Origin of the sequence: Nocardia sp. NPDC058658, from assembly GCF_042716665.1 — a bacterium.
Lineage (GTDB): Bacteria > Actinomycetota > Actinomycetes > Mycobacteriales > Mycobacteriaceae > Nocardia.
In genome coordinates this window covers 618,159-640,962 of record NZ_JBHXRR010000001.1, presented here as the reverse complement: position 1 = coordinate 640,962, position 22,804 = coordinate 618,159, and the positions used below count along the sequence as shown (strand labels likewise).

The following is a 22,804-nucleotide window of genomic DNA, read 5'->3' as shown; positions in this document are numbered from 1 at the left end:
TAGATTCGGAAGTAGCGGACTGTGTGATGAACGATCCCGATGCATCGGATGCCGAGGAATTGCCTACCGCGACGGAGGAGAACGGCTTGAAGCAGGTGGGGCGGCTGGTCAACCGGTCGCCTGAGGTGCGCACCTATCTCCGGCGGGCGGCCGCGCTGAGTGCCTACTGTGGTGTGGCCTCCGTGGCCGGGCTGACGTGCGTGGCGCTCGCCATGGGGCAGTTGTACGACGATCAACGGTCGTGGGGTGCGGCGGGCTGGTTACTCATCGGCGCCGCTGTCGGCTTGACCAGTGCGTTCGGCGCGCGTTGGCTGGCCGATCACCTGGCCCACGAAGCCAGCTTCGCCCTGGAGGTGACCCTGCGTCGAGCGCTCGCGCAGGCACTGGCCGATATGCCACTGGGTGCGGTGCAGCGTCTGGGGGCAGGGCGGATCAAGAAGGTCGTGCACGACGACGTGAAATCGCTGCACAACGTCGTCGCTGACGGGGTGCCGTTCATCGGTTCCACAGTGGCCCAACCGATCGCGGCGCTGATCGTCCTCGGCATCGTCGAGTGGAAGCTGCTGGTCGCGGTGCTGCTCATCGTGCCCATCGCGATGCTGTGCATGTCGTTGATGACTCGCGATTACGCCGAACAGCGCTCCCGATACAACCGGGCGAACGAGGAGGTGAACGGTGCGGTCGTCGAGTTCGTCCAGGGCATGCCGGTCGTGCGGACCTTCGATGACGGCGGCACCTCGTTCCGGAGATTCGCCGTGGCTGTCCGGGGTTTCACTGTCGCGGTGGGTGACTGGATCGCGATCTCGCGTTCGTCAGGGGTGCTGACCCAGTTGTTCATCGTGCCGTTGCCGACCTTGCTCCTGGTCGCGGTCACGGCGGTTCCGATGCTGGCCGCGGGCTGGATCTCGGTGCCGGCCCTGGTCGTGGCGCTGCTGATCGGCGCGATGCCGATCGAGGCGGTCGGCCCGCTGATGCACCTGACGAACTATCTCAACGACTCCAAAGCCGGTGCCGCGCGAATTCTCGACATCCTCGCCATCGCGCCGCTGCGCGAGCCCACCCACCCGCGCACCCCGCAGAGTTCGTCGATCGCGCTGCGGTCGGTCGGATTCGACTACGGCGAGGACCGTGGCAAGCCGGCGCTGGCCGAGGTCGACATCGACATTCCCGCGGGCACCGTCTGCGCGCTGGTCGGCCCTTCGGGCTCCGGCAAATCGACCGTCGCGCGACTGATCCCGCGTTTCTACGACGTGACGAGCGGCTCGGTCACGATCGGCGGAGTCGACGTGCGCGACATCGCCGGCCAGGTGTTGCTGAGTCAGGTCGCGCTGGTCTTCCAAGAGCCTTTCCTCATCGACGCGACGATCGCGGACAATATTCGCCTCGCCCGCCCCGACGCGACCGACGAGGAGGTCGAGTCCGCGGCCCGGGCGGCGGCGGCGCACGACTTCATCGTCGACGACATACCCGGCGGCTACGCCGCTCACGTCGGCGAGCGCGGGGGATCGCTGTCCGGCGGGCAGCGGCAACGACTCACGATCGCAAGGGCGATTCTCGCTGACGCGCCCATCGTGATCCTCGACGAGGCAACCGCTTTCGCGGACCCGGAGAACGAGGCGATCATCCAAGAGGCGATCGGGCGGATGATGCGAGGACGCACTGTCCTGATCATCGCGCACCGGCTGTCCACCATCGTGGACGTGGACCAGATCGTCGTCCTCGACGAAGGCCGCGTCGTGGAGCGCGGCAGACACGCGCAATTGGTCGCGGCGGGCGGAACCTACGCGCGCCTGTGGTCGCGGCACGAACAGGCCGCGCGCTGGGGACTCGGCACCGATTCGATCAACACGGCCGTCACGGAGGTAGCGCGATGAGGATTCTGCGACTGATGGTGAAGGCCGCGGGCCCGTTCGGTCCGCAGTTTCGCGCCACGCTGCGGGTGTCGGCCATCGCGACCCTCGTGCAAGCCGCCGCCTACGTCACCTTCATCCCGCTGTTGATCGAGCTGTGCGCCGAGCCCGCGCGAACGGATCGGGCCTGGCTGTGGGTCGGTGTCCTCGCCGCGTTGGTGATCGCCGAGGCGGCGCTGCGGATCCGTGAAATGGGATTCACCTACGACTACTGGCATTTGGTCACCGAGGACGTGCGATTGCGGCTGGGGGAGTCGCTGCGCGGCATGCCCCCGCAGGAGTTGTCGAAACGTGCCGCCGGCGACCTCACCACAGTCGTCGGCAGCAACGTCACGAGCGCGACAGCGGCGATCTCCTCGCTCTCGGCACTGTTCATCAAACTGGTGACAGTGCCGGCGGTGCTCGGAATCATTGTGCTGGTGGTGGATTGGCGCTTGGGCGCGGTTGTGCTCATCGCGATCGGTGTCGCCGCGCCGTTGGTGGGCGTGGTCCGGTCGCGCTCCGGAACGGGATTTCGCGACATCGATGCCGCCGACGCCCGTGCTGCCGATCGCATCGTCGAATATGTCCAAGGACTGGCCGTGTTCAAGGCCACCGGGCAGGCGGGCGCCGACGCTCCCCGCTTGAACGCCGTGCTCGCCGAGCAGCACCACGCACAGGCGTCCGCGAACCGATCGGCGTCGATTCCTGTTGCGGCACTGCAACTTCTGGTTCAGATCACCGTCGTCGCGTTGGTCGCGGTCGGCGCCGCGCTCATGCTGGGAACGTCGCTGTCGTTACCGCTGCTGGTCGCCGTCGCGGTCACGGCGGCTCGCTTCGCCGAACCGGTCGCCCTCGCGGCCACGATGACCAGACTGTTCGAGATGTCGGAGGCCGCGCTGAGTCGCATCGATGATGTCCTCAGCGTCGAGCCGCTGCCCACCGCCGAAACCGGCGCCCGGCCGCGCAGTTTCGCCATCGAATTCGACAACGTCGCCTTCGCCTACGACGGTCACGCCGAACCTACCCTCGACGGTATCGACTTCACCGTCCCCGAACGCAGTATGACGGCCTTGGTCGGACCATCCGGGTCGGGCAAGACCACGATCACCAAGCTCATCACTCGCTTCGCCGATCCCCAGTCGGGGATGGTCACACTCGGCGGCATCGACATCTCCACGCTCGCGCCAACGGAACTGCTCCGGCATATCGCGGTGGTGTTCCAGGACGTGTACCTGTTCGATGACACGATCAGGGCGAATATCGCGATGGGACGCCCCGACGCGTCGGACGCCGACATCGAAGCCGCCGCCCGGGCCGCCAATGTCGACACCTTCGTGCGTCGCTGGCCCGACGGCTATGACACGAGGGTCGGTGAGATCGGCGCGGCGCTGTCGGGTGGCGAGCGTCAGCGAATCTCCATCGCCCGCGCGATCCTCAAAGACGCCCCTGTGGTGCTGCTCGACGAACCGACAGCGGCGTTGGATACCGAATCCGAAGTCGTTGTCCAGGAGGCTATCTCGGCACTGGTGAAAGGCAAGACGGTCGTGGTCATCGCGCACCGGCTGTCCACGATCGTCGGGGCCGACCAGATCCTGGTGGTCGACGACGGCCGGATCGTGCAGCGTGGCGCGCACGGTGAGCTGATCGCCGATCCTGACGGGCGATACGCGCGGATGTGGCGAGCCCAGAGCGAGGCCCGCCACTGGCACGCACCGGCGAGCGCCGTTTCGCCTATGGCCTGATGTCTGCCAATCGCTTGGCGACACCGTCGAGGGTACGTTCGACCGCGTAATCGTAGAAACCGGCATAGAAACCGGCCAGCGATTCGGGATGCTCAGCCAAATCGTGCATGAGCGAACCCATGGCGGCCAAGCCCGGGAGCTCGGGGTTGTCGCGGAACTCGGCATAGTCGTAGGCGGCGGCGCGGCGGCCCGACTGGCGGTGGCTGCGATCGTCCTCGGTCGCCACGAACTGACAGGCCATATTGAGAATCATATTGAAGACAAGTGCGCTCTCCTGCCCGAAACCGGCGTCCTGCAACAACCGGATTCCACGATCGATGATCAGCCCACCGACCGACGCGGGTGGACCGTCCAAGGCCAATCGTCGAGCTACCCCGGGATAGCGGTGCAGGACTGACCGCAATTCGCCGAGTAGAACCCGGTACCAGTCGCGCCATGGCAGCTGAGCCGGAGGAACCCCGACCATGCCGACGACGCGTTCCAGAACAGCGTTCACCACGACCTCACGGTCGCCGACGTGGTAGTAGATCACCGACGGGAAGGCTTGAACCGCCGACGCCAGCTGGCGGATCGTCCAATTCTCCAGTCCATGTTCCATTGTCAAGGTCAGTGCGGTGTCGACGATCTGATCTGAGGTGATGGCAGGCAGCCCGGCCGCCATGCGTGAGCGCGGCTTGGATGCGTTCGACCGCGGTGAAGTGGACATAAATGAACCTTATCGAGGTCGAACGATGTTCAAGAGCGAGACCCACTTATCGTGATCGTTGATGAGTATCGGGATCGGAGGAGCTGTGGGCCGGCTATCGGTCTGTCGAGAACGATTGTCCTTATAGCGAGGGTTGGCGGGGTGACTGTGGTCGGTATCGCTCAATCCGCTGCGCTTCAAAGCAATTGACGTCCCACGGCCGAATCCGCAACGTCCATGTGAGGTCTGGAACCTAACTGGTAGGGCAGGTGAAGATGTCACCTGTCCGTGTGGCAGCCCCGTACTTCGCGACGATCAACGCCCGGTTCGGCCCATCGGTGAAGTAGTTCCATTTGTCCTGTCCGCGGTGTCGAGCGGGCTCGTTCGGCTCGTCGTGGTCGATTCCGAGCGTTCGGGTCGATCAGTGCTCGTCGAAGTGGCCCTCGTGTGCCGCATGGCGGCAACCGTCGTGCACGTAGTCGACATGATCACCATGGGGCACCGCCACGTGACCGCAACCTTCCCCGTGCGCATGGTCGTGGTCTTCGTGCACACGGTGCGCCGCCGACTCGCACTCATCGAAATGCCCATCGTGAGCCCGGTGGATATGTCCGTCATGGACGTAATCCACATGATCCCCGTGGGGTAACGCGACATGTCCGCAGCCCACGTCGTGAATGTGGGTGTGATCCGTGTGCTCCTGATGCATTGCTGTAGACATCGGACCTCCTTGCGTCGAATCGCCCAAGCGAGGCGCGAATTCGCATTGTTGGATGCGCATAACCTACAGCATTTTGTCGCTGAATGTTAGCTGTAGCGAGAGGGTGGGTGTCGCCCCGGACGAAAGATGAAAATGATAACCATTAGCGTTAGGATTCGGTGGCCGTGCGTTTTGTACGGCATCTGTCTGATGAGGAAGTCGTTATGTTGATGAGGAAATTTGTTGTCCCCGCTGCTGTTTCGCTGGCGGCCCTGACTGTCACCGCCGGTGCCGCGCAGGCGCAACCGGCATTGGATCAGTCGATCGGATTCACCGCTCATGCCACCGACAGCGCGTCGATCGTAGAGGTCGATGCGGGTGCGCTCGTCGTCGAGAATGGCGTGCTCGAAGTGCGCGACGACGCGGGGCGGGTCGTCATGGCCGCGCCGCTGACTTTCGCCGTCGACGACTTCCAGTTCCCGATCGCAGCCGCCATCGCGGGCCGCACCGTCACGCTCACGCCCGAGCTGAGCATGGACAAGGCCGTGTACAAGCCGGTCGCTTTGCCCTTCGAGGACAAGGCGCCGTGGAAGTCTGAATACGACCGGGAACAGGCAGCTTGGTCGCGGATGACCAGCACGGTCGGGGTGGGCGCCAGCATTGGCGCGCTGGTTGGTGGTCTCGGCGGCGCTGCCGTCGGTTGCGTGCTCGGCGGTCTCGCCGGTGCGACGGTCGCCGCGGCGACGATCGTCGGAATGTTCGGTCCGTTCATTCCGGCCGCCGCGCTCGGATGTCTGGGCGGTGTGCTCGCGATCGGTGCGCTCGGCACGGTTGCCGGTCAGATTCTGGTGACCGCGCCGGTGGCTGTGGGTGCGATGATCCAGTACTTCACCACGATCAACCAGCCGTTCACGGCTCCGGCGAAGTAGCCGTTTGTGTTCTCGATCGCTGGTTTGCCCGAAGTAGGCAGATCAGCGATCGGTGCCGCGTGCGATGACGAGGTCGTCGTCGACCTCCGCCGGTGCCCCTGCGTCGGCGAGTTCACGCGCCAGCACTTCCGCAGTGACGATCCACCAGTCGTATTCGGCTACCGCCCTGCTGATTTCGCGATCCTCGTGCAGGGTGCGATAACTTATCGTCCAACGCAGGCGGTCGGGTCCTGCGGGAAGCGCCCGGCCGGAGCCTTCGTAACGCAGTTGTCCCTGCTGCACCGCGAAGGGTTGTACCTCCACGGTTTCGGCGGTGTGTGGGGGTTGCACGTTGAAGATGATCGGCGCTCCCGGCGTGAGTCGTGGAACGAGGTCAGCGAAGAGCGTGCGACGCACCTCGGGTGCGAGGTGGCCGATCATATGGATGCCGATGGCTGCGCAGATGCGCTCCGGCAGCACCGGTGCTTCTGCACCGCGGGGGAATGCGCGGACTCGTTCGCCATCGGGAAGGTTGTGTACAGGCGGATAACTGACAGGGACTGTCTCCCGGTTCGAGTCGGTCATCGCTTGTCCTGCTGGCTGAGAACGACGGGGTGTGAACGCGGAAATTGCTGGCAGTTGTGCTTCTCAGTCTAGGTGTGCGACCGAATGAAATTGCAAATGATATTGCATCGTGGCACCTTTTCGTCCGATCAGCGGCCTCCTCCACTCCATAGAAATGAAGCCGGCGAGCTTCGGCACCAGTTCTATTTCGGCACACCGAAATTGGGAGGTGGATTCCTGTGGTAAGTCACAGAACCGAATCGGCGCAGCGAACTCCGCGGTCGCCGCGCCGATCGACCGTCTCTGATTTCTAGTCGAGATCGGGCTCGGCGGAGGGCAGCGGAGTCGCGACGACGAGCTGGATTGGGTGCGCGAGGATGCTTTCGGTCAGGGTGAGCTGGTAGGAGGTCGGGTTCCGATGGGCGTCGCGCGCGCGGAGCAAGGCCCTGGAATCGCGGCCGCGGGAAACACTGACACTCGTCGACCACAGTCGCTGCGCATCGCGGTTCCGGGACAGCCCGGCGACCAGATCGGCTGCCTGCACCGATGTCCGGTGCCGGGCCAGGGCACCTTTGAGGATCTTGACAGCCCAGGACCGCTCGGTCTCGGGATCGAGGAGCGTGGCGGTGCCGTGGTCGCTGAACAGCCACATCGCAATCGACTCGGTGTTATCGAGGCCGGTCAGGACATCGGCGAACAAGTCGTTGCGCACCAACACATTCCAGAAAGGGTCGACGTAGGCAGCGAGGACTCCTTGGGCCTGAAACCTTGCAAGGTTCAGAGCCAGGGTCGGGTCGTCTCGGACGTAGTCGCGAAAGTGTGTCGGCGGGGGCAGCAGGATCGCGGGCATGTCGAGGTCGTGCAGGTGTGCGGCCATGGCCTGGTCCAGGCGGTATCCGCTGATGAGGGCTTCCATGAAGTTAGTGATGGCACCGGATCGGCTGCGGCACCGGCGGATTCGACGAGTGCTGCGCCGACGCCCACGGATCTCGCGCCGGCAGTCGTCGTCGCGACCGCCCCTGCCGCTGCGCCACTGCCCGGTTCGCGCACTGGCTTGCGCCGGACCGGGGTGGTCAAGTCCTCGCCACTGGCCCGCAAGATCGCACGCGAATTGCAGGTCGATATCGGCGCTGTCGTCGGCACCGGTCCCGATGGACGGATCACCAAACGCGATGTGGAGGCGGCTCACAGTGCCGAGCCTGCTGTATCCGCTGACATCGCGACGCCGTCACCTGACACGAGTGTGCCTGCTGTGCACCAGGTCTCGTCATTCGGGGAATACGAGGAAGCCGCGCTGACGAACATCCAGCGCCTCTCAGCAACTCGACTCACCGAGAGCATGCAGCAGGCACCCCACTTCTATGTCACCAGCGCGATCGACGTAACCGATTTGTTCGCCTTCCGGGCACAGATCAACGCGACGCTGGACCTCGGCAAGGTCAGTGTGAACGACCTGCTCGTCAAGGCGGTCGCTGTCGCCTTGCGTAAGGACGGTTCGATCAACGTCAGCTTTGCGGGCGACAAACTGTTGCGGCACAAGCAGATCCACATTGGCGTCGCGGCGGCGACTCCGATGGGACTGCTCGTTCCGGTGATCCGGGACGCTGACCGCAAAAGCGTGTCCGAGATCGCGACCGAGAGCCGTGAAAAGGCGACCCGCGCCCGCGACCGCAAGCTTCGCGCCGAGGAGATGTCGGGCGGCACCTTCACCATCTCCAACCTCGGCATGTTCGGCATCGAGCAATTCACCGCCGTCATCAACTCGCCCGAATCCGCGATTCTCGCGGTCGGCGCGGCAGCCGATGAATTACGTCTGGACAACGACGAAGTCGTTGCGCGCAGGATCCTGCGCGTGACCCTGTCCGCAGACCACCGTGCCATAGACGGCGCGGTCGCAGCCCAATTCCTCGCAACCCTGAAGGAACTCGTCGAAAACCCCTTACGGATTGTCGCGTAACGGATTCACCAGCCACGGACAAATGCGCCTGCTCGCAGTGCGTCAGAACCCGCGTGCTATCCACTCGTCGAGATGGGGTGTTTCGGTATCGATCGTGGTGCCGTCGCCGTGACCGGTGTAGACGCTCGTATGGCCGGGCAGCGTCAGCACACGATCACGGAGCGAGTCGATGATGGTGGGGAAGTCGGAGAAACTTCGCCCCGTCGCACCCGGCCCTCCGGCGAACAAGGTATCGCCGGAGAACAGCGCATCCGCCTCGGGCAGATGCAGGCAGACCGACCCCGGTGAGTGCCCGGGTGCGTGGATGACGTGAAGTTCGGTGCCCGCCAGCGCAATTCGCTGGCCGTCGTGCAGTGACCAGTACTTGCTGCCAGGATGGGTCAGTTGCCAGAGCGCGTCGTCGCCGGGGTGGAGCAGAACCGGCGCGTAGACATCCTCGCCGAGTTGTGGTGCGAACGTCACGTGGTCGTTGTGTCCATGGGTGCACACCACCGCGACGACATTGCGTCCGCCGATGGACTCCACGACCGGCTTCGCGTCATGCGCGGCATCGATGACGACGACCTCGTCGTCATCGCCGACAACCCACACATTGTTGTCGACATCCCAACTGCCGCCGTCGAGTTCGAACACCCCGGACGTCACCACCCGATCGATACGCAGTCGACCGCTCACAGCACGACGACCGACCGCAGTACCTGGCCTTCGTGCATGGTGTGGAAGGCCTGCTCCACGTCCTCGAGCGCGATGCGCTCGGTGACGAACCTGTCGAGCGGCAATCGGCCCTGCAGATAGAGGTCGATCAGCACCGGGAAGTCGCGCTCCGGAAGACAATCGCCGTACCAGGAGGACTTGAGAGCTCCGCCACCGGAGAAGAAGTCGATGAGCGGCATCTCCAGGCGCATGTCAGGGGTGGGAACACCGACCAGGACGACCGTGCCCGCGAGATCGCGGGCGTAGAACGCCTGCCGCCAGGTCTCGGGCCTGCCCACCGCGTCGATGACCACGTCCGCGCCGAACCCGCTGGTGAGTTCTTGGATGGCGGTGACGGTATCGGTGGTGGTGGCGTTCACGGTGTGGGTGGCGCCCAGGTCACGAGCCCAGGCCAGCTTCTGCTCGTCACGGTCGACGGCGATGATGATGGACGCGCCGGCCAACCGGGCACCGGCGATGGCGGCGTCGCCGACTCCGCCGCAGCCGATCACCGCGACCGAGTCCCCGCGACCGATATTGCCGGTGTTCACCGCCGCGCCGAGCCCGGCCATCACACCGCAGCCGATCAGGCCCGCGACGGCGGGGTCCGCGGCGGGGTCGACCTTCGTGCACTGCCCGGCGTGGACCAAGGTCTTCTCGGCGAACGCGCCGATGCCGAGCGCGGGGGTCAGTTCGGTGCCGTCGGTCAGCGTCATCTTCTGCGCGGCGTTGAACGTGTCGAAACAGTACTGCGGACGGCCACGTCTGCAAGCTCGGCAGCGTCCGCACACCGCGCGCCAGTTCAGGACGACGAAATCGCCGACCTCGACGGAATCAACAGCCGCGCCGATACTTTCGACCGTGCCCGCGGCCTCGTGGCCGAGCAGGAACGGGAATTCGTCGTTGATTCCGCCCTCGCGGTAGGTCAGGTCGGTGTGGCAGACTCCGCACGCGGCGATCGCGACGACGACCTCGTGCGGTCCCGGGTCGGGGATGACGATGTCGGTCAACTCGACCGGGGCGCCGGGCTTCCTGGCGATGATTCCGCGAACCTGCTGCGGCATGGGGTGATCCTCCGATGGTGAGTGCGGGCAGCGATACGCACGCTGCGCGTCGACGCTAACCCGCCGGTTGCGCCGGTGGACCTGATCGAAGGACGAGCAAAACCTATCCTTCCGGGGAGGTCGACGTGGCGCGCTCGGCGTGGTCTCCGTCCTACACTCGGCGGGTGGGCGACTCAGCGAGATGTCAGTCGAGGGAAGAGGCGCTGCGGAGTCTGCGAGACGTGGTCGATGGTCCGCTGGTGGAGATCGCGGCGCGGCTGTCGCGATGTCTGACCGAGCGCTGGCCACATCTGGCCTTGGTGATCTTTACTCGCGAATGTAGCGGTCGACCGCGCAAAGTCGCCGGACCAGCGGAGATCGTCGATCGGATAGCCATCGCTGAACTCGAGGATTTGAAGGCGACAGTCGAGCCGGATAGTTGCTGTGCCGACGAAGCGGTTATGGCTGGTGCGCGGCGCTGGGTGTGGGCGGTGCGTGACCGCTCGGACACACTGCTGGTGCTGATGCCACGCAAGTGCGAGCCCCTGCCGCATCGAGGAGAACTCGCCGCCATTTTCGCCATGGTGGCGACATCGATCAGCCAGCAGGTGGCTCAGGCCAGTCCCGACTATCTCGCCGAATCGCGGGCGGCCTCGACAGCCAGGGCCCGTGCGATCAGTGAGCTGACAGCGGCGCATGAGGCGGTGCTCGCGGGTCTGCTGGTCACTCTGCGCGCGCCGGGCCTTGACGACGGTCGGTCCAGGGCCGCGGCGACGTCGGCGGCGTCGGAGGCTTTGATCGCTGTGCGGTCCGGGGAAGCTGTCGATCGGGCGCTGTCGGAAGAACCGCCGGCGGCGGCATTCGAGCGGCTGCATCGCGAGATCGAGCCGTTGTTGCACCGCCGGGCGATCCCAGCGGAGTTCGCGGCGCCGCACGTCGACGGTCGGCGACTACCGGGCGAAGTCGCCCACGGCGCTCGCGCCCTGACACAATCGGCGGTGCTGGTTTTCACCGCACAACCCGACCTCGGCCGGTTGCGCATCGCCTGGACATCGGACTCGGAACGACTCGTCATCGACGTTCGGGATGGCGGGGCCGGGCAGCTCGATACCGCCGCGCTGACCCAGAGCCTCGAGGGTCGGGCCCGGACACTGCGCGCGGAAATCGACGTCGAGGTGGTTGCGGGTTGGGGGAGCAGGGTGCATGTGCGGATCCCGCTCGATCCGCCCGTCACCACCGTTGAACAGGCGGAATTGGCTTCGCTGAACCGGCGCGAACGCGAAGTGCTGGCCCGAGTTGTGGCCGGGTTGCGAAACCGGGCTATCGCTGACGATCTCGGGATCGCCGAGAGCACCGTCAAGTTTCATGTCGCCGGCCTGTTGAAGAAGCTCGCCGTCTCGTCGCGAGGCGAGGCGGCTGCCATCGGAATTCGTGCCGGGCTCCCGCCGATCGTCGATTCGGCTCAGCGGTGACCCGCGGCCGGATACGTGACGAACACAAGGTGATCACAACGTGGAGGCGTATGGGGCTTCCGGGGACGCCGTCGGCCCGGAAGCCCCCACTCCTCACAGGCGATCTACCGCGAACTGCGCGGCGCGCCCGGCATCCTGCCCGTAGTTGGTGTGCTGGTTGACATTGTTGCCGTTGGGATCGCACACCGGGTCGCCGTCGTGGCAGATGTCGAGCGTGCGGGCGGCGTAGGTGCCGGTGACCCTGCCGCCGTTGGCGCCGATCGGATTGCCGAACAGCAATACCGCCTTGATCTTCGGTTCGACCCAGCCGGGAATGATCTTGGAACCCCAGCTCGTGTAGGTCGGTACACCGAGTGAATTCTCCACCACAAAGGCGCCCTGCGAATAACCGACCAGAACGAAACTCTGGTTCGGGCAGGCCGTCGCCTGCTCGGTGATGTGATTCACCAGGTCGGTATTACCGAGTGAAATCGAATTGACCTGTGTGGCACTGGCCGGGTAGTCCACCCGATAGGGGGAGGAACTGGCAGTGAGTTTCTTGTTGATCGCGTTGTACACCGGATTGCCGACGACAATCCCCAACTGTGGGGCGAAGCCGAGTGGTTCACCGGTCCCACGCGCGGAAATCACCTGTACAGCGGTGCATCCGTCTGCCTGGGCCTGACCCGTGCCGATCGTTGTCGCCAGACCGGTCAATGCGGTGATACTGAGGGCCGCCGAAAGCGCTGCCCGAATATTCCTGCCGTTCACGCGCGGTTTCCCTTTCCTTTGATTTTACTGCGACTGTGCGGCGCAGACACGCTGAACGTTAGCCATGGAAAATAAAATCACCGAGTGCGAAAACTGCTTTTTGGAGAACTCATATCAATTTTTGTGCACCGTCACAGCCTCGTTCAGGTCAGCGCTACGGTGTCGACCTTCTGCTGGACGTAGGCTCCGGCGGTGACGGGCGGGTAGTGGGTTCCGCCGCCGTGGGGTGGCGGCAGGGTTTCGATGGTGGCGTCGGCGCTCAGTTCGTGGAAAAAGGCCAGGGAGATGAGTCCTTCTTCGGGCGCAGTGGGATCCGGCGGGAGGACACGGTGACGGGTGGAGCGCCACCGGTCGCCGGTGAGTCGAGCCAGGAGGTCTCCGACGTTGATGGTGTAGGCGTCCGGGTAGCTGGGGGCATCGATCCACTCACCCTGCAGGGTGCAGATCTGGAGACCGGCGCGACCGGGTTCGCGGTCGAGAATGGTGACGCAGCCGTAGTCGGTGTGGGGGCCGATGCGGAAGCGGGCGGGATCGGGAGTGCCTACGCGGTCGATGGCGGGGTACCAGTTGAGGGTGAGATGGCTGGGCGGATCGACCGCCAGGTCGGTCAGGTAGCTCTCCGGCAGGTCAAGTGTGCGGGCGAACAGGCGAAGCAGGTCGTCGCCCAGGCGCAGGAGTTCGTTGACGTATTCGCCCATCGCGGAACGGAATTCGGCCGAGTCGGGCCAGATGTTGTCGGGCAGGTCGGTGAACGCACCGACGGGTTCGCGACCGATGTTGAAGCTTTCCTTGACGTCGGGCAGGTGCAGTTGGCCCGACGCCAGTCCGGTGGCCTCGTCGCCGTTGCGGGCCCAGCCGCGGTTGTTCGTGCCGTGGAACCGGTCTTTGTGCTCGTCGGGTCGGTGAAAGAAGGCGCGGGCTGTTTCGCGGGTGCGGGTGCGTAGTTCTGCTGGTACCCGGTGGCCGGTGAGGAGCAGGAAGCCTGACTCCTGTAGGCAGCGGTCGATGTCGCTGATGAGGTGTCCGGTTGCCGCGGTGTCGTTTTCGTACCACGGTGTGAGGTCGAGTAGCGGGAGTGTGGTGGTCACTGTCTTCCCTTCTGGTTGGGGGGTGAGTTTCAGGCGGTGAAGTCGAGCAGTGCCTTCGCGAGTTCGCCCGGTGCCGACATCTGGGGTGCGTGGTCGCTGTCGAGGGTGACCACGCGGGCGCCGGGTGTGCGGAGTTGCATGTGTCGTTGCAGTGCGAGCGGGATGGTGCGGTCGTGGACCGCTTCGATGTAGAGGCGGGGGATCACGCCGTACCGCTCGGGGGTCCAGTGCGGAGTCATCATCCGTCCGGCGTCGGGTTGCGGGCGAAGCCGGCGCGCTGCCGCTACCGCGTGATGCGGTGGTGCTCGGTGGAAGAACACGGCGACGGCGGCGTCGGCGGGGACGACGCTGCCCGGCACGGCACCGGCGGGTTCGAGGAACACCTCGATGCCGAGTGGTGTCGGCATGCCGGGTATTTCCGATCGCAACTCCTCGAAGCTCATTCCGGACGGCAGCATCATGCCGGCGACGTAGACGATGCCGGTGATGCGTTCGGGGATGTGTTCGGCCACCGCGGTAGCGGTCAGGCCACCGCCGGAATGGCCGACCAGGATGATGGGCCCGGCGAAGTCGGCGATCTGCGCGACCACGTGATCGACGTTGCTGTCGAGTTCGGTGGTCTGATCGGGGTCGACGTCGGGAAGGTCGACGGCCAGCGTCGCGCACCCGGCATCGGTGAGGGTGCCGATGATGGGATTCCACACCCAGGACGCGGCCCACGCGCCGTGGATGAGGACGATCAGTGGTGTGTGGCTCATGCGTTCTCGACTGTTCGCGGTGGTTGGGCGGCCAGCACGCGGGAGGCTTCGCGCTCGGCGTAGGGATTGGGTTGTCCGTTGCGGGAGCCGTTGAGTTTGGCGATCAGGTGGTCGCGGACGGTGATCGGGCGGTAGGACGGTTGCGTGCCTGGTGCGACACAGGAGGGGAGGGGTTCGACGAGGAAGTCGACGTTGCCGTCGTGGAAGAACGCCGCGGAGCGCCGACGCTGGATGGTGCCGTCGACGATGGGTGGTTGGACGCGGTGCAGCGTCGAGAGCCAGCGGTCGTTGGTCAGGCGTGCGGCCATGTCACCGAGGTTCACCAGCAGTGCTCCCGGTGCCGGGACGACGTCGTGCCAGCGGTGGTCGCCGCCCAGCACTTGCAGGCCGGGTACGCGATCGGCCCACAGAACCGTGACGAAGCCGAAGTCGGTGTGTTCACCCATGCCGGTGGCCTCGGATGCCGGGACCGGCGTGCCGCTGGGCAGGGCGTAGTTGTTCATCCGCAGGACGTCGATGGAGTGGTCGGTGGCCTGGGCGAAGTAGCCCGGGTCCAGATGCAGGGCGTCGGCGAAGATCGTCGTGAGAGTGTGGGCGACGCGGCGTGCGTGGTGGAAGTAGTCCAGGACGTCGGCTTCGAAGGACGCGATATCGGTCGGCCACGCATTGGCCGGGTAGTCGGCGGCGCTGAGGGCGACGTCGGGGTAATCATCGGCCGCCGCACCGATATTGAACGCTTCGAAGTAGTCGTTCATGTCCGAAGGCGAGCTCACGCCGATGGTATTGCGCAGCGCCTCGCTGCGTGGTGGGCTGTACCCGCGGTTGACCGCGGGTGGCAGTCGGTAGGCCATCTTGTCGGCCAGGGGTTGTCCGAAGAACGCATCCATGGCCGATGCCAGTCCGGCGATGGTGCGGTCCGGGACGGCGTGGCCGTGGATCTGGATGAAACCGACCTCGCGGCAGGCGGTGTCGATCTGACGTGCCACGCGGTGTTTGTCGGCGGGGTTGTCTCCGTCGACGTACGGCGCGATGTCGATCAGCGGCACTTCAAAGGTGTTGGGCGGCATGGGGTCTCCTGCGGTGGCAGTCGCGGCGGTGGTCGAAAGGGGCGCGCTCGGCGGCTATTCGGCGAGCATGTCGATGCTGTCGATCTTGGCGCGCAGATAGTCACCGGCCCGGACGGGCTCGTAGTGGGTGGGTCCGCCGACCGGCAGGGTGTTCAGTGTCGTGTCGGGTCGGACACCGCAGAAATTGATCAGCGAGAGCAACTCCTCGTCGGCATCGTGATCGCTCGGCGGCAGGACTCGGTGGACGGTGGAACGCCACCGGTCGCCGGTCCAGCGAGCGAGCATGTCGCCGATGTTCACCGTCAGCGCGCCGGAAACGTCGGGTGCGTCGATCCATTCTCCGGCCAGCGTCTGGATCTGCAGGGCGCCGTAGCCGGTCTGTCGGTCCAGGATGGTCAGCATCCCGAAATCGCTGTGCGCGCCGATACGGAACTGGCCCTCGGCGGGGGGACCGGTCGTGCGCAGGCTGGGGTAGTAGTTGATGTTGAACGACGATGCCGCGGCCGAGGCGTGCAGGGTGAAGGTTCCCGCGGGGACGCCGAGGGCTTGCTCGAACAGCGTGAACATGTCCATGGCCAGCGCCCACGCCCCCTCGAGATAGGCGCGAACGAGGTGTTGCAGGTCCGGGACCTCGGCGGGCCATCGGTCGGGGCGAGTGATGTCGGGGTCGCCCGGCGCGGCCATCCCGATCTTGTAGGTCTCCTTCATGTCCGGGGGCGCGGACACCCCGGAGGCGTAGCTGTTGGCTTCGGCGCCGGGTGGTATCCACCCCCTGCCGCCGACCCGGCTGCTGTAGTTGTCCTTGGTGCCGTCGTCGAGTGCGAAAAATCGCCTCGCCTCGGCCCGGACTCGCGATGCCAGGTCCTCGTCGAGGCCGTGATCGCGGATGAGCAGGAACCCGAATTCCTGGAGGGCGCTGTCGAGTTCGTCGGCGATGGTCCGGCGTTCGGTGTCGGTGCCTGCGCGCCATTGCTCGATGTTCAAGATCGGTAGTTCAGACACGGTGGTGCGCTCCATCAAACGGATTGGGTGACCGGCGGTGCGGTCTCGCGGGTGAGTCGGGCGATATCGGCGAGCATGCGCCGGTATTTGATGAGATTGGCGTCGGCGGCGGTGCTGATCTCCGCACGCAGGCCCAGTGGGAGGCGCTGTTCGGCGAAATCCTCTAACACTTCCAGGTCCTCGTCGTAGACCAGGTTGTTGAACTTGGTCTCCACGTCGATCGCGGCCTGGTCGCCGTGGGTGGTGTCGGTGCCCACACCGAGAAACAGTCGTGTCTCGGTGGCACTGACCGGTTGCAGGAAGAACGTGAAAACGCGTGAACCGCCGGCGGATTCGAGGTGCAGCCAGAAGTTGAACGGGCCCTGCAGCAGGGTGTCGACCTGCGCGGTGACCGTTCCCAGCCCGGGCTGATAGGACACGTGCGGGTACGTGCAGCGCATCCGCCAGCCATCGCGGTCGCTGAACTCGACTCCGCTGGAGGGACTTTCGGCGCCGAAGCTGTTGCGGTGCACGAACGCGAAGTGGGTGGTGTCCATGAAGTTCTCCGTCAGCAGGCCACCGTTGACGTGCGTCGAGCGCCGTTCGAGCCACCAGGTGTCCCACCCCGCGGTATTCCATTGCGGCCAATCGATCAGGCCGACGACCGGTTCTTCGATCGCCATCCAGATCAACCCGAGGTGCTCGGTCACCGAATGCGCGGCGGCCAACCGGGCCCGCGCCGGCGGCGGCGAACCCTGCGGCAGTGCGGGTACCAGTACGCACTGACCTTGCAGGTTGTATCGCCAGCCGTGATAGGGGCATTCGATGGTGCCTTCGACGAGTTGACCTTTGCTCAGCGAGGCTCGGCGGTGGGGACACTCATCGCGAAAAGCGACGATGTCGTCGCCGGTGCGGATCACGACCCAGCGGCGCCCCAGCAGTTCCACGCGGGTCGGCGCGTCGGCGGTGACCTCGTGGGCGAACGCCACCGGGTGCCAGAAATTTTCGAGGCCTTCGATGCTGTTGTCGAACCATTGTTCGTCGGTGTTGTTCACAGGATGTCCATTCCGTCGTGGTGGGGAGCCCACCTCCGCAGGAGGCGGTGTTCGACGATGACGGCGAGGCCGTAGGCGATCATGGCGACCACGGTCACCAGAAATGTTGCGGCCCAGACGGTTCCGTAGTCGAACGTGGATTGGCTGCTGATCATCAGGAGTCCGAGCCCGTTGCCGGTGGCGAGCCATTCGGCGAGCAGCGCGCCGATGAACGCACCCGGTGCGGCGATGCGCAGCGACAGCGCCAGGGCGGGCACGGCCGTGGGAAGTTGGGCGTAGAGCAGGATGTGGCGTTTGCGCCCGCCGCCGGCGCGGATCGAGTCGACCATTTCCGGGCTCACCTCGCTCAGCGCCTGCATCAGGTAGTACAGGCACGGCACCATGGTGATCAGGCCGCCGATGGCCGCGACCACCGCCAGTTCGTTGCCGAGCATCAAGATGATGATCGGCGCGAAAGCGACCGTCGGAATGCAGGTCAGGGCGATGGCGATGGGACGGATCACGTGCCCGGCAATGCTCGACAAGGTGGTGGCGACGGCGAACACGCAGGCACAGGCCAGGCCGGTGAGCATTCCCAGGCCCGCGTGCCACAGTGTGGTCCACAGCGCGTCGACGAGCGCTTGTCGGCTGGCGGCGGCATCCGGACCGGCGGTGAGGTCGTGCCAGACATCGGTCGGTGACTTCGCGATCAACGGTGAGGTGTCGATCACCGCGAGAAACAGATACCAGCATCCCAGGAGAGCGGCGAGCGGAACAAACAGGACCGCAATGCCTTTCGCGATGCGGGTACCCACGCGCTGGATCTGGTGTGCGCGACCGATGGTGGCCGCTGTGAGTGTGGTCATGAACGGCTCCCGGCGTAATGCCACGGGGCGAGCACCCGTGCGGCCACATTGATCAAGGCGGTCGCGACCAGCGCGACAGCGAGGATGGCCAGACAGTACGACCAGGCGCGCGCCGGGTCGCCGGTCTTCTGGGCGTCGATGAGCCCGACGCCCAAACCTGCTTCGCCGCCGAGGAACTCGCCGAGTACCGCCCCCAGGATGGCCAGGGGTGCCGCCAAACTCAACGCGGTCAGCGTCGGACCCAAAGCCGCTGGTAGCCGGGCGTATCGAAGTTGAGCCCAGCCTCGCCCGCCCAGGGAGGCCACCACCTCCATCGGCACCCGCGGTGCCGCGCGCAGACCACTGAGGACACCGAGCATCGTGGTGAAGAACACGCACAGCGCGGCCAGGGTGACCTCGGTGGCAGCACCGTCGAGGGTGATCCGCAGCAAAGGTGCGACCGCGACCAGCGGCAGGCAGTACGACATCACCGCCACCGACACCAGCGTGCGTTCGAGTCGGCGGACCGTGAAAGCGACGATCGCGACCGCGATCGCGATGACGGTCCCGATCAGATAGCCGCGGGCCGCGGAATCGGCGGTGTGGCTGATGTTGGCGCCGATAGTGGTGCGGGCATCGATCGACCACCGCAGCACCGATTCCGGTGTCGGAACACCTCGTCGAGCACCGAGGAGATAGGCGGCGGCGAACCAACCGGCGAGCAAGACGCCTGCGCCGAATGCGCCTCGGGCGAGGGCGAGGGTCGGGCGGCCCATCAGTGCCGACCTCCGGTCAGCATCGTGGTGATCCGATCACAGAGTGCGTGGAACGCGGGGTCGACCATCAGGTCAGGGGTCCTCGTCTGCCCGAACGGCACGTCGATGACCGCTTGCACCCGGCCGGGCCGCGCCGACAGGACCAACACCTTGGTGGCCAGGAACACCGCTTCGGAGACCGAATGGGTGATCAGCACCGTCGTGGTGGCCAAGCGCTCCGATATCTCCAGCAGGGCGACATTCAATGTCCGGCGGGTGAGGGCGTCGAGCGCACCGAACGGCTCGTCCAGCAACAGCAGGTCCGGTTCGAGAGCCAGCGCCCTCGCCAGCGCAACGCGCTGTCGCATGCCCCCGGACAATTCATGAGGACGTGCGTGCTCGAAACCGTTGAGCCCGACCAGATCGATGAGTTCGGCCAGTCGAGCCTTGGGCGCGCGGCGCCGTGCCACCTGAAACGCGAGTTCGATATTCGCCGTCACGGTGCGCCATGGCATCAACCCTGCTTCCTGGAATGCCACTCCCACACGGTGTTCGCGACACAGTTGCCCCGGTTCGCGGCCGCCGAAGGTCATCGAGCCGGTGTCGGGAGTGTCCAGTCCTGCCAGCATCCGCAGCAGCGTCGACTTTCCGCACCCGGACGGGCCGACGATGGCCAAGAACCCACCACTGTCGAGATCGACCGAGATGTCGGCGAGTGCGACCGTCTCCTTGGCCCGGGTTCGATAAACCCGTCCGACGTGATCTATCACCAGCCGATCAGCTGTATCTGGAATTGCTTGTGCTGCAAGCGATCCGGTCGCCTGTCGTGATTCGTCGAGGTTGATGGTCATAGCTGTGCCCGCACCTCGTCCATCAGGGAAGTGTCGAAATTGCTGGTCCGCAAGGTCGATTTCTGTCTGGCCAGACCCGCGATGGTGTCGTCGATGAGCTGAGGAGTCAGCCCGAAGATGTCGGCGACCGGGCCACCACCGGTCATCAGCGGGCCGATCGCCTCGACGGTCGCGATCGCCGCGGTCGGCGTCACCGACACTCCCGCGCAGTACTTCGCCACCAAGCCGGGAACCAGGCCGGTCGGGTCGTGGAGAACATCGGTCCAGCCCTGGACCTGACCGGCCATCAACGACACCAGTCGCGCGCGCCTGTCCGGGTCGGTCAACACCGCGGACTCCACCGCCCACGCATTGTTGATGACGTTGTAGTTGTGGTCGGAGAACAGGATCGTCTCGGTCGCAATGCCCTGCTGGGCAAGGTCCACCGGCTCGTCGTAGGCGTAGCCGAACAACGCGTCGACGCTGCCGTTGGTCAGGATCGACGGATCGAAGTTGTAGGGCACGATCTTCACCGCACTCGCCTCGATGTTGTTGCTCGCCAGGAAGGCCTCGAACGGCACCGAGGTCGACGCGTTGACACCGATCGTCGTACCCGGCAAGGCGGCGACCGTCGACACCGGTTTGCTCGCCAGCGACACCAACGCCGCGGGCTGCTTCTGGGTGGAGCTGGCAATGATCGTCAGCTCGGCACCGCGAGCGATCGCCCCGGCGACCGACGCCGCCGACGGCGCCGAGGTGAACGCCTTGCCCGCCACGACCGGAACCAGCGGATCGATCGTCCCGCCGCCGGCCACGAGACCGACATCGAGGTTGCGGCTGGTCCAGTACCCCTTCTCCGCTGCTTGATATTCCCCCACGAAGGTTTCGTCCTTGAGCCACGACAGCTGCAGCTCCACCGTCGAGGACCCTCCGTTGGCGGAACCTCCATCATCGGAACAGCCGGCCAATAACGAGGCCGCGGGTACCGCTGCGGCGCCGACCCCCATCAGCGCCAGGAACCTGCGGCGATCCATGTCCATCATCTGCACTCCGGTAGGTATTCGGCTGTTCCCCGGGGAACAGCGTGGTCGGGACCTGCCCTGACCCACACGAACCTATCGAGCTGATATGTCCGACAAATCAGATGCTCTTTTCGATCCTGTAACGCGATAGATTCCAGGAAAGTTCGGATAACGCCTTTGACATGCTGTTTTATTGGCTACGTAACATCCACCGGAGAGGTGCATTTGACCGACAATTGACCGACGATGGTTTATAGTCGACAACGTGACACCATCAGATCCCACCGCGATCAGACTGCTCGAGCGTCTGCAGACAGCATCGCGGCAAGCGCACGTGGCCGGCACGCCGCTTCCCCCCGAGCCTGTCCTCGCGAACAACCTCGGCGTGAGTCGCTCACGGTTGCGCGAGGCGCTCGCTCGGCTCGAAAGCGCGGGTCTCATCGCCCGTCGATCGCGCACCGGAACTGTGGTCAACGGCGCCGCACTCGACATCCAAACCTGGCTGACTCGTCAAGAAGAGTTCACCGACACCCTGACCCGCCTCGACATCGGCACGCCGTCGGTCGAGCTGCTGTCTTTGCGATTTCGCCAGATGAGCGAGGACGAACAACACTATTTCGGGCAGCAGCCCGGGTGCGGACTGATCGAGGGCCGCAAGCGCTTCCGCGCCGGCGGATCGGTGCACATGGTCTCCGACTACCAGGTGCCCGCGCCGGGAGCCGCGAGTCTCAGCGATATCGAGGACCCCGGCGGCCCGATCTTCGATGTCATCGGCCGCGTCCTCGGGTCGACACCCCAGTGGGAAGTCGCGCGCTCGTCGGCGGCGCTACCCACCCCGCAGATGGCCGCAGATCTCGAAATCGATGCGCACACACCGATTTTCGTGCTCGACCTGATGGGCGTGAGCGCCAACGGAACCCGCCTCTACCGAACTATCGAGAACCACGCGGGCAGCGCGATCGAGTACGGCTTCGTCCGCACCTTCGACTGACCGCGAGGATCAGGAAGCGACCTCATGACACAAGGCACCCAGATCGACCTCGTCGTCTCCGCCCGCGACATCGTGGCGGACGAGGTGGTCGTGTTGTCCCTGACCGACCCGACCGGCCGGCTTCCGGCGTGGGAACCCGGGGCGCATATCAGCCTGTCCCTGCCCAATGGCCTGGTCCGCCAGTATTCCTTGTGCGGCGACCCCGACGATACGACGACTTGGAAGATCGGTGTACTGCGCCAGCCCGACGGACGCGGCGGATCGCAGTACGTCCACGAGGCGCTCGTGCCGGGCACACGAGTCACCGCCCACGGACCCAGCAACCACTTCGCCCTCGTCGAAGCGCGGGACTACCTGTTCATCGCGGGTGGCATCGGGATCACTCCGCTGCTGCCGATGATCGCTGCCGCGCACCGCGCGGGCGCGAACTGGCGACTGCGCTACGGTGGCCGCAACCGCTCATCCATGGCGTTCGCCGACCAGCTCACCCAGCAGCACGGATCGAACGTACAGCTATATCCGCAAGACGAGCTGGGCCTTCTCGACATCCCCCAACTGCTCGGCACAGCACAGCGCAACACCCAAATCTATTGCTGCGGACCAGAACCCATGCTCGACACCATCACGCAGCAGCATGCTCGACTGGGTGTCGGCACCGTCCACCTCGAACGCTTCACCCCCCTTGCCGCACAGGCAGGTGGCGTCGACGACACCGCCTTCGACGTCATCTGCGCCGCCAGCAACCAGACCCTGCGAATCCCGCCCGATCAATCGATCCTGCAGGTCGCACAAGCCGCCGGCATCGACGTGTTCTACTCGTGCGAAGAGGGCATCTGCGGCACCTGCGAAACGAAGATCCTGGCCGGGCAAGCCGACCACCGCGACGCGATACTCTCCGTGGCCGAACAAGAACGCAACGAGACGATGATGATCTGCGTCTCCCGCAGTCGCGATCGCTGCACGCTGAGACTGGATTTGTAGGCCCGTTCCCGAGCCGGTCCGATCGCCCGAGTCGGAAAGTCCGACC

The 22,804-nt window shown here is 65.3% G+C and carries 23 protein-coding genes; 7 read left to right on the top strand and 16 right to left on the bottom strand.

Annotated features, from left to right (window positions below; genetic code table 11):
• Positions 1-26: 26 nt before the first annotated feature.
• Both ACFWUP_RS03145 and ACFWUP_RS03140 read left to right on the top strand, forming a co-directional pair.
• Entirely contained in the window at positions 27-1,874 is a 1,848-nt protein-coding gene (locus ACFWUP_RS03145; protein ID WP_379230206.1) for an ABC transporter ATP-binding protein, read from the top strand.
• Complete coding sequence (locus tag ACFWUP_RS03140) at positions 1,871-3,634, top strand: ABC transporter ATP-binding protein (protein ID WP_379230204.1); 1,764 nt, start codon at positions 1,871-1,873, stop codon at positions 3,632-3,634. The genes ACFWUP_RS03145 and ACFWUP_RS03140 overlap by 4 nt, the downstream gene beginning before the upstream one ends.
• Here ACFWUP_RS03140 and ACFWUP_RS03135 read toward each other — a convergent pair.
• Positions 3,624-4,340: a TetR/AcrR family transcriptional regulator gene (locus ACFWUP_RS03135; RefSeq protein ID WP_379230202.1), complete on the bottom strand. Its 717-nt coding sequence runs from the start codon at positions 4,338-4,340 to the stop codon at positions 3,624-3,626. The genes ACFWUP_RS03140 and ACFWUP_RS03135 overlap by 11 nt on opposite strands.
• Positions 4,341-4,740: 400 nt before the next feature.
• On the bottom strand, positions 4,741-5,040 hold the full coding sequence (locus tag ACFWUP_RS03130; RefSeq protein WP_379230200.1) for a hypothetical protein: 300 nt from the start codon (positions 5,038-5,040) through the stop codon (positions 4,741-4,743).
• A 203-nt stretch (positions 5,041-5,243) separates the two neighbouring features.
• Between ACFWUP_RS03130 and ACFWUP_RS03125 the strand changes: the two genes are divergently transcribed.
• The gene (locus ACFWUP_RS03125; RefSeq protein ID WP_379230938.1) at positions 5,244-5,948 is read left to right on the top strand and encodes a hypothetical protein; all 705 of its coding nucleotides are present in this window, start codon (positions 5,244-5,246) and stop codon (positions 5,946-5,948) included.
• A 42-nt stretch (positions 5,949-5,990) separates the two neighbouring features.
• Here ACFWUP_RS03125 and ACFWUP_RS03120 read toward each other — a convergent pair whose 3' ends face one another.
• A complete protein-coding gene (locus ACFWUP_RS03120) occupies positions 5,991-6,512 on the bottom strand; it encodes a hypothetical protein (protein WP_379230198.1) in 522 nt (173 codons plus the stop codon).
• 289 nt (positions 6,513-6,801) lie between these two features.
• On the bottom strand, positions 6,802-7,341 hold the full coding sequence (locus ACFWUP_RS03115; RefSeq protein WP_379230197.1) for a hypothetical protein: 540 nt from the start codon (positions 7,339-7,341) through the stop codon (positions 6,802-6,804).
• Between ACFWUP_RS03115 and ACFWUP_RS03110 the strand changes: the two genes are divergently transcribed.
• Complete coding sequence (locus tag ACFWUP_RS03110; RefSeq protein ID WP_379230195.1) at positions 7,246-8,448, top strand: dihydrolipoamide acetyltransferase family protein; 1,203 nt, start codon at positions 7,246-7,248, stop codon at positions 8,446-8,448. The two genes, ACFWUP_RS03115 and ACFWUP_RS03110, sit on opposite strands and share 96 nt — an antisense overlap.
• Before the next feature lie 42 nt (positions 8,449-8,490).
• On the opposite strand, the gene ACFWUP_RS03105 is transcribed toward ACFWUP_RS03110, so the two are convergent.
• Together ACFWUP_RS03105 and ACFWUP_RS03100 are read right to left on the bottom strand one after the other, a co-directional pair.
• On the bottom strand, positions 8,491-9,123 hold the full coding sequence (locus ACFWUP_RS03105) for an MBL fold metallo-hydrolase (RefSeq protein ID WP_379230193.1): 633 nt from the start codon (positions 9,121-9,123) through the stop codon (positions 8,491-8,493).
• Positions 9,120-10,205: an S-(hydroxymethyl)mycothiol dehydrogenase gene (locus ACFWUP_RS03100; protein ID WP_379230192.1), complete on the bottom strand. Its 1,086-nt coding sequence runs from the start codon at positions 10,203-10,205 to the stop codon at positions 9,120-9,122. The genes ACFWUP_RS03105 and ACFWUP_RS03100 overlap by 4 nt, the downstream gene beginning before the upstream one ends.
• Positions 10,206-10,417: 212 nt before the next feature.
• Between ACFWUP_RS03100 and ACFWUP_RS03095 the strand changes: the two genes are divergently transcribed.
• Positions 10,418-11,656 (top strand): LuxR C-terminal-related transcriptional regulator, encoded by a 1,239-nt coding sequence (locus ACFWUP_RS03095; protein ID WP_379230936.1) that lies wholly within the window; start codon positions 10,418-10,420, stop codon positions 11,654-11,656.
• A 93-nt stretch (positions 11,657-11,749) separates the two neighbouring features.
• On the opposite strand, the gene ACFWUP_RS03090 is transcribed toward ACFWUP_RS03095, so the two are convergent.
• The 10 genes from ACFWUP_RS03090 to ACFWUP_RS03045 form a co-directional block, all read right to left on the bottom strand.
• A complete protein-coding gene (locus ACFWUP_RS03090; protein WP_379230190.1) occupies positions 11,750-12,406 on the bottom strand; it encodes a cutinase family protein in 657 nt (218 codons plus the stop codon).
• 143 nt (positions 12,407-12,549) lie between these two features.
• On the bottom strand, positions 12,550-13,494 hold the full coding sequence (locus tag ACFWUP_RS03085) for an isopenicillin N synthase family dioxygenase (protein WP_379230189.1): 945 nt from the start codon (positions 13,492-13,494) through the stop codon (positions 12,550-12,552).
• Positions 13,495-13,523: 29 nt separating this feature from the next.
• Complete coding sequence (locus ACFWUP_RS03080) at positions 13,524-14,252, bottom strand: alpha/beta fold hydrolase (RefSeq protein WP_379230187.1); 729 nt, start codon at positions 14,250-14,252, stop codon at positions 13,524-13,526.
• On the bottom strand, positions 14,249-15,319 hold the full coding sequence (locus tag ACFWUP_RS03075; protein WP_379230185.1) for an isopenicillin N synthase family dioxygenase: 1,071 nt from the start codon (positions 15,317-15,319) through the stop codon (positions 14,249-14,251). The genes ACFWUP_RS03080 and ACFWUP_RS03075 overlap by 4 nt, the downstream gene beginning before the upstream one ends.
• Before the next feature lie 54 nt (positions 15,320-15,373).
• Positions 15,374-16,321: an isopenicillin N synthase family dioxygenase gene (locus ACFWUP_RS03070; protein WP_379230184.1), complete on the bottom strand. Its 948-nt coding sequence runs from the start codon at positions 16,319-16,321 to the stop codon at positions 15,374-15,376.
• Positions 16,322-16,335: 14 nt separating this feature from the next.
• Entirely contained in the window at positions 16,336-17,355 is a 1,020-nt protein-coding gene (locus tag ACFWUP_RS03065) for a Rieske 2Fe-2S domain-containing protein (RefSeq protein ID WP_379230182.1), read from the bottom strand.
• A complete protein-coding gene (locus ACFWUP_RS03060; RefSeq protein WP_379230180.1) occupies positions 17,352-18,200 on the bottom strand; it encodes an ABC transporter permease in 849 nt (282 codons plus the stop codon). The genes ACFWUP_RS03065 and ACFWUP_RS03060 overlap by 4 nt, the downstream gene beginning before the upstream one ends.
• On the bottom strand, positions 18,197-18,955 hold the full coding sequence (locus ACFWUP_RS03055) for an ABC transporter permease (RefSeq protein ID WP_379230179.1): 759 nt from the start codon (positions 18,953-18,955) through the stop codon (positions 18,197-18,199). The genes ACFWUP_RS03060 and ACFWUP_RS03055 overlap by 4 nt, the downstream gene beginning before the upstream one ends.
• Positions 18,955-19,785, bottom strand: coding sequence for an ABC transporter ATP-binding protein (locus ACFWUP_RS03050; protein ID WP_379230177.1), 831 nt, complete (start codon positions 19,783-19,785; stop codon positions 18,955-18,957). Before ACFWUP_RS03050 ends, ACFWUP_RS03055 begins: the two co-directional genes overlap by 1 nt.
• Positions 19,782-20,807, bottom strand: a complete 1,026-nt coding sequence (locus tag ACFWUP_RS03045; protein ID WP_379230175.1) for an ABC transporter substrate-binding protein — start codon at positions 20,805-20,807, stop codon at positions 19,782-19,784. The genes ACFWUP_RS03050 and ACFWUP_RS03045 overlap by 4 nt, the downstream gene beginning before the upstream one ends.
• A 244-nt stretch (positions 20,808-21,051) precedes the next feature.
• On the opposite strand from ACFWUP_RS03045, the gene ACFWUP_RS03040 reads away from it, so the two are divergent.
• Complete coding sequence (locus tag ACFWUP_RS03040) at positions 21,052-21,777, top strand: GntR family transcriptional regulator (protein WP_379230174.1); 726 nt, start codon at positions 21,052-21,054, stop codon at positions 21,775-21,777.
• A gap of 24 nt (positions 21,778-21,801) precedes the next feature.
• Positions 21,802-22,758: a PDR/VanB family oxidoreductase gene (locus ACFWUP_RS03035; RefSeq protein ID WP_379230172.1), complete on the top strand. Its 957-nt coding sequence runs from the start codon at positions 21,802-21,804 to the stop codon at positions 22,756-22,758.
• The last annotated feature ends 46 nt before the right edge of the window (positions 22,759-22,804 follow it).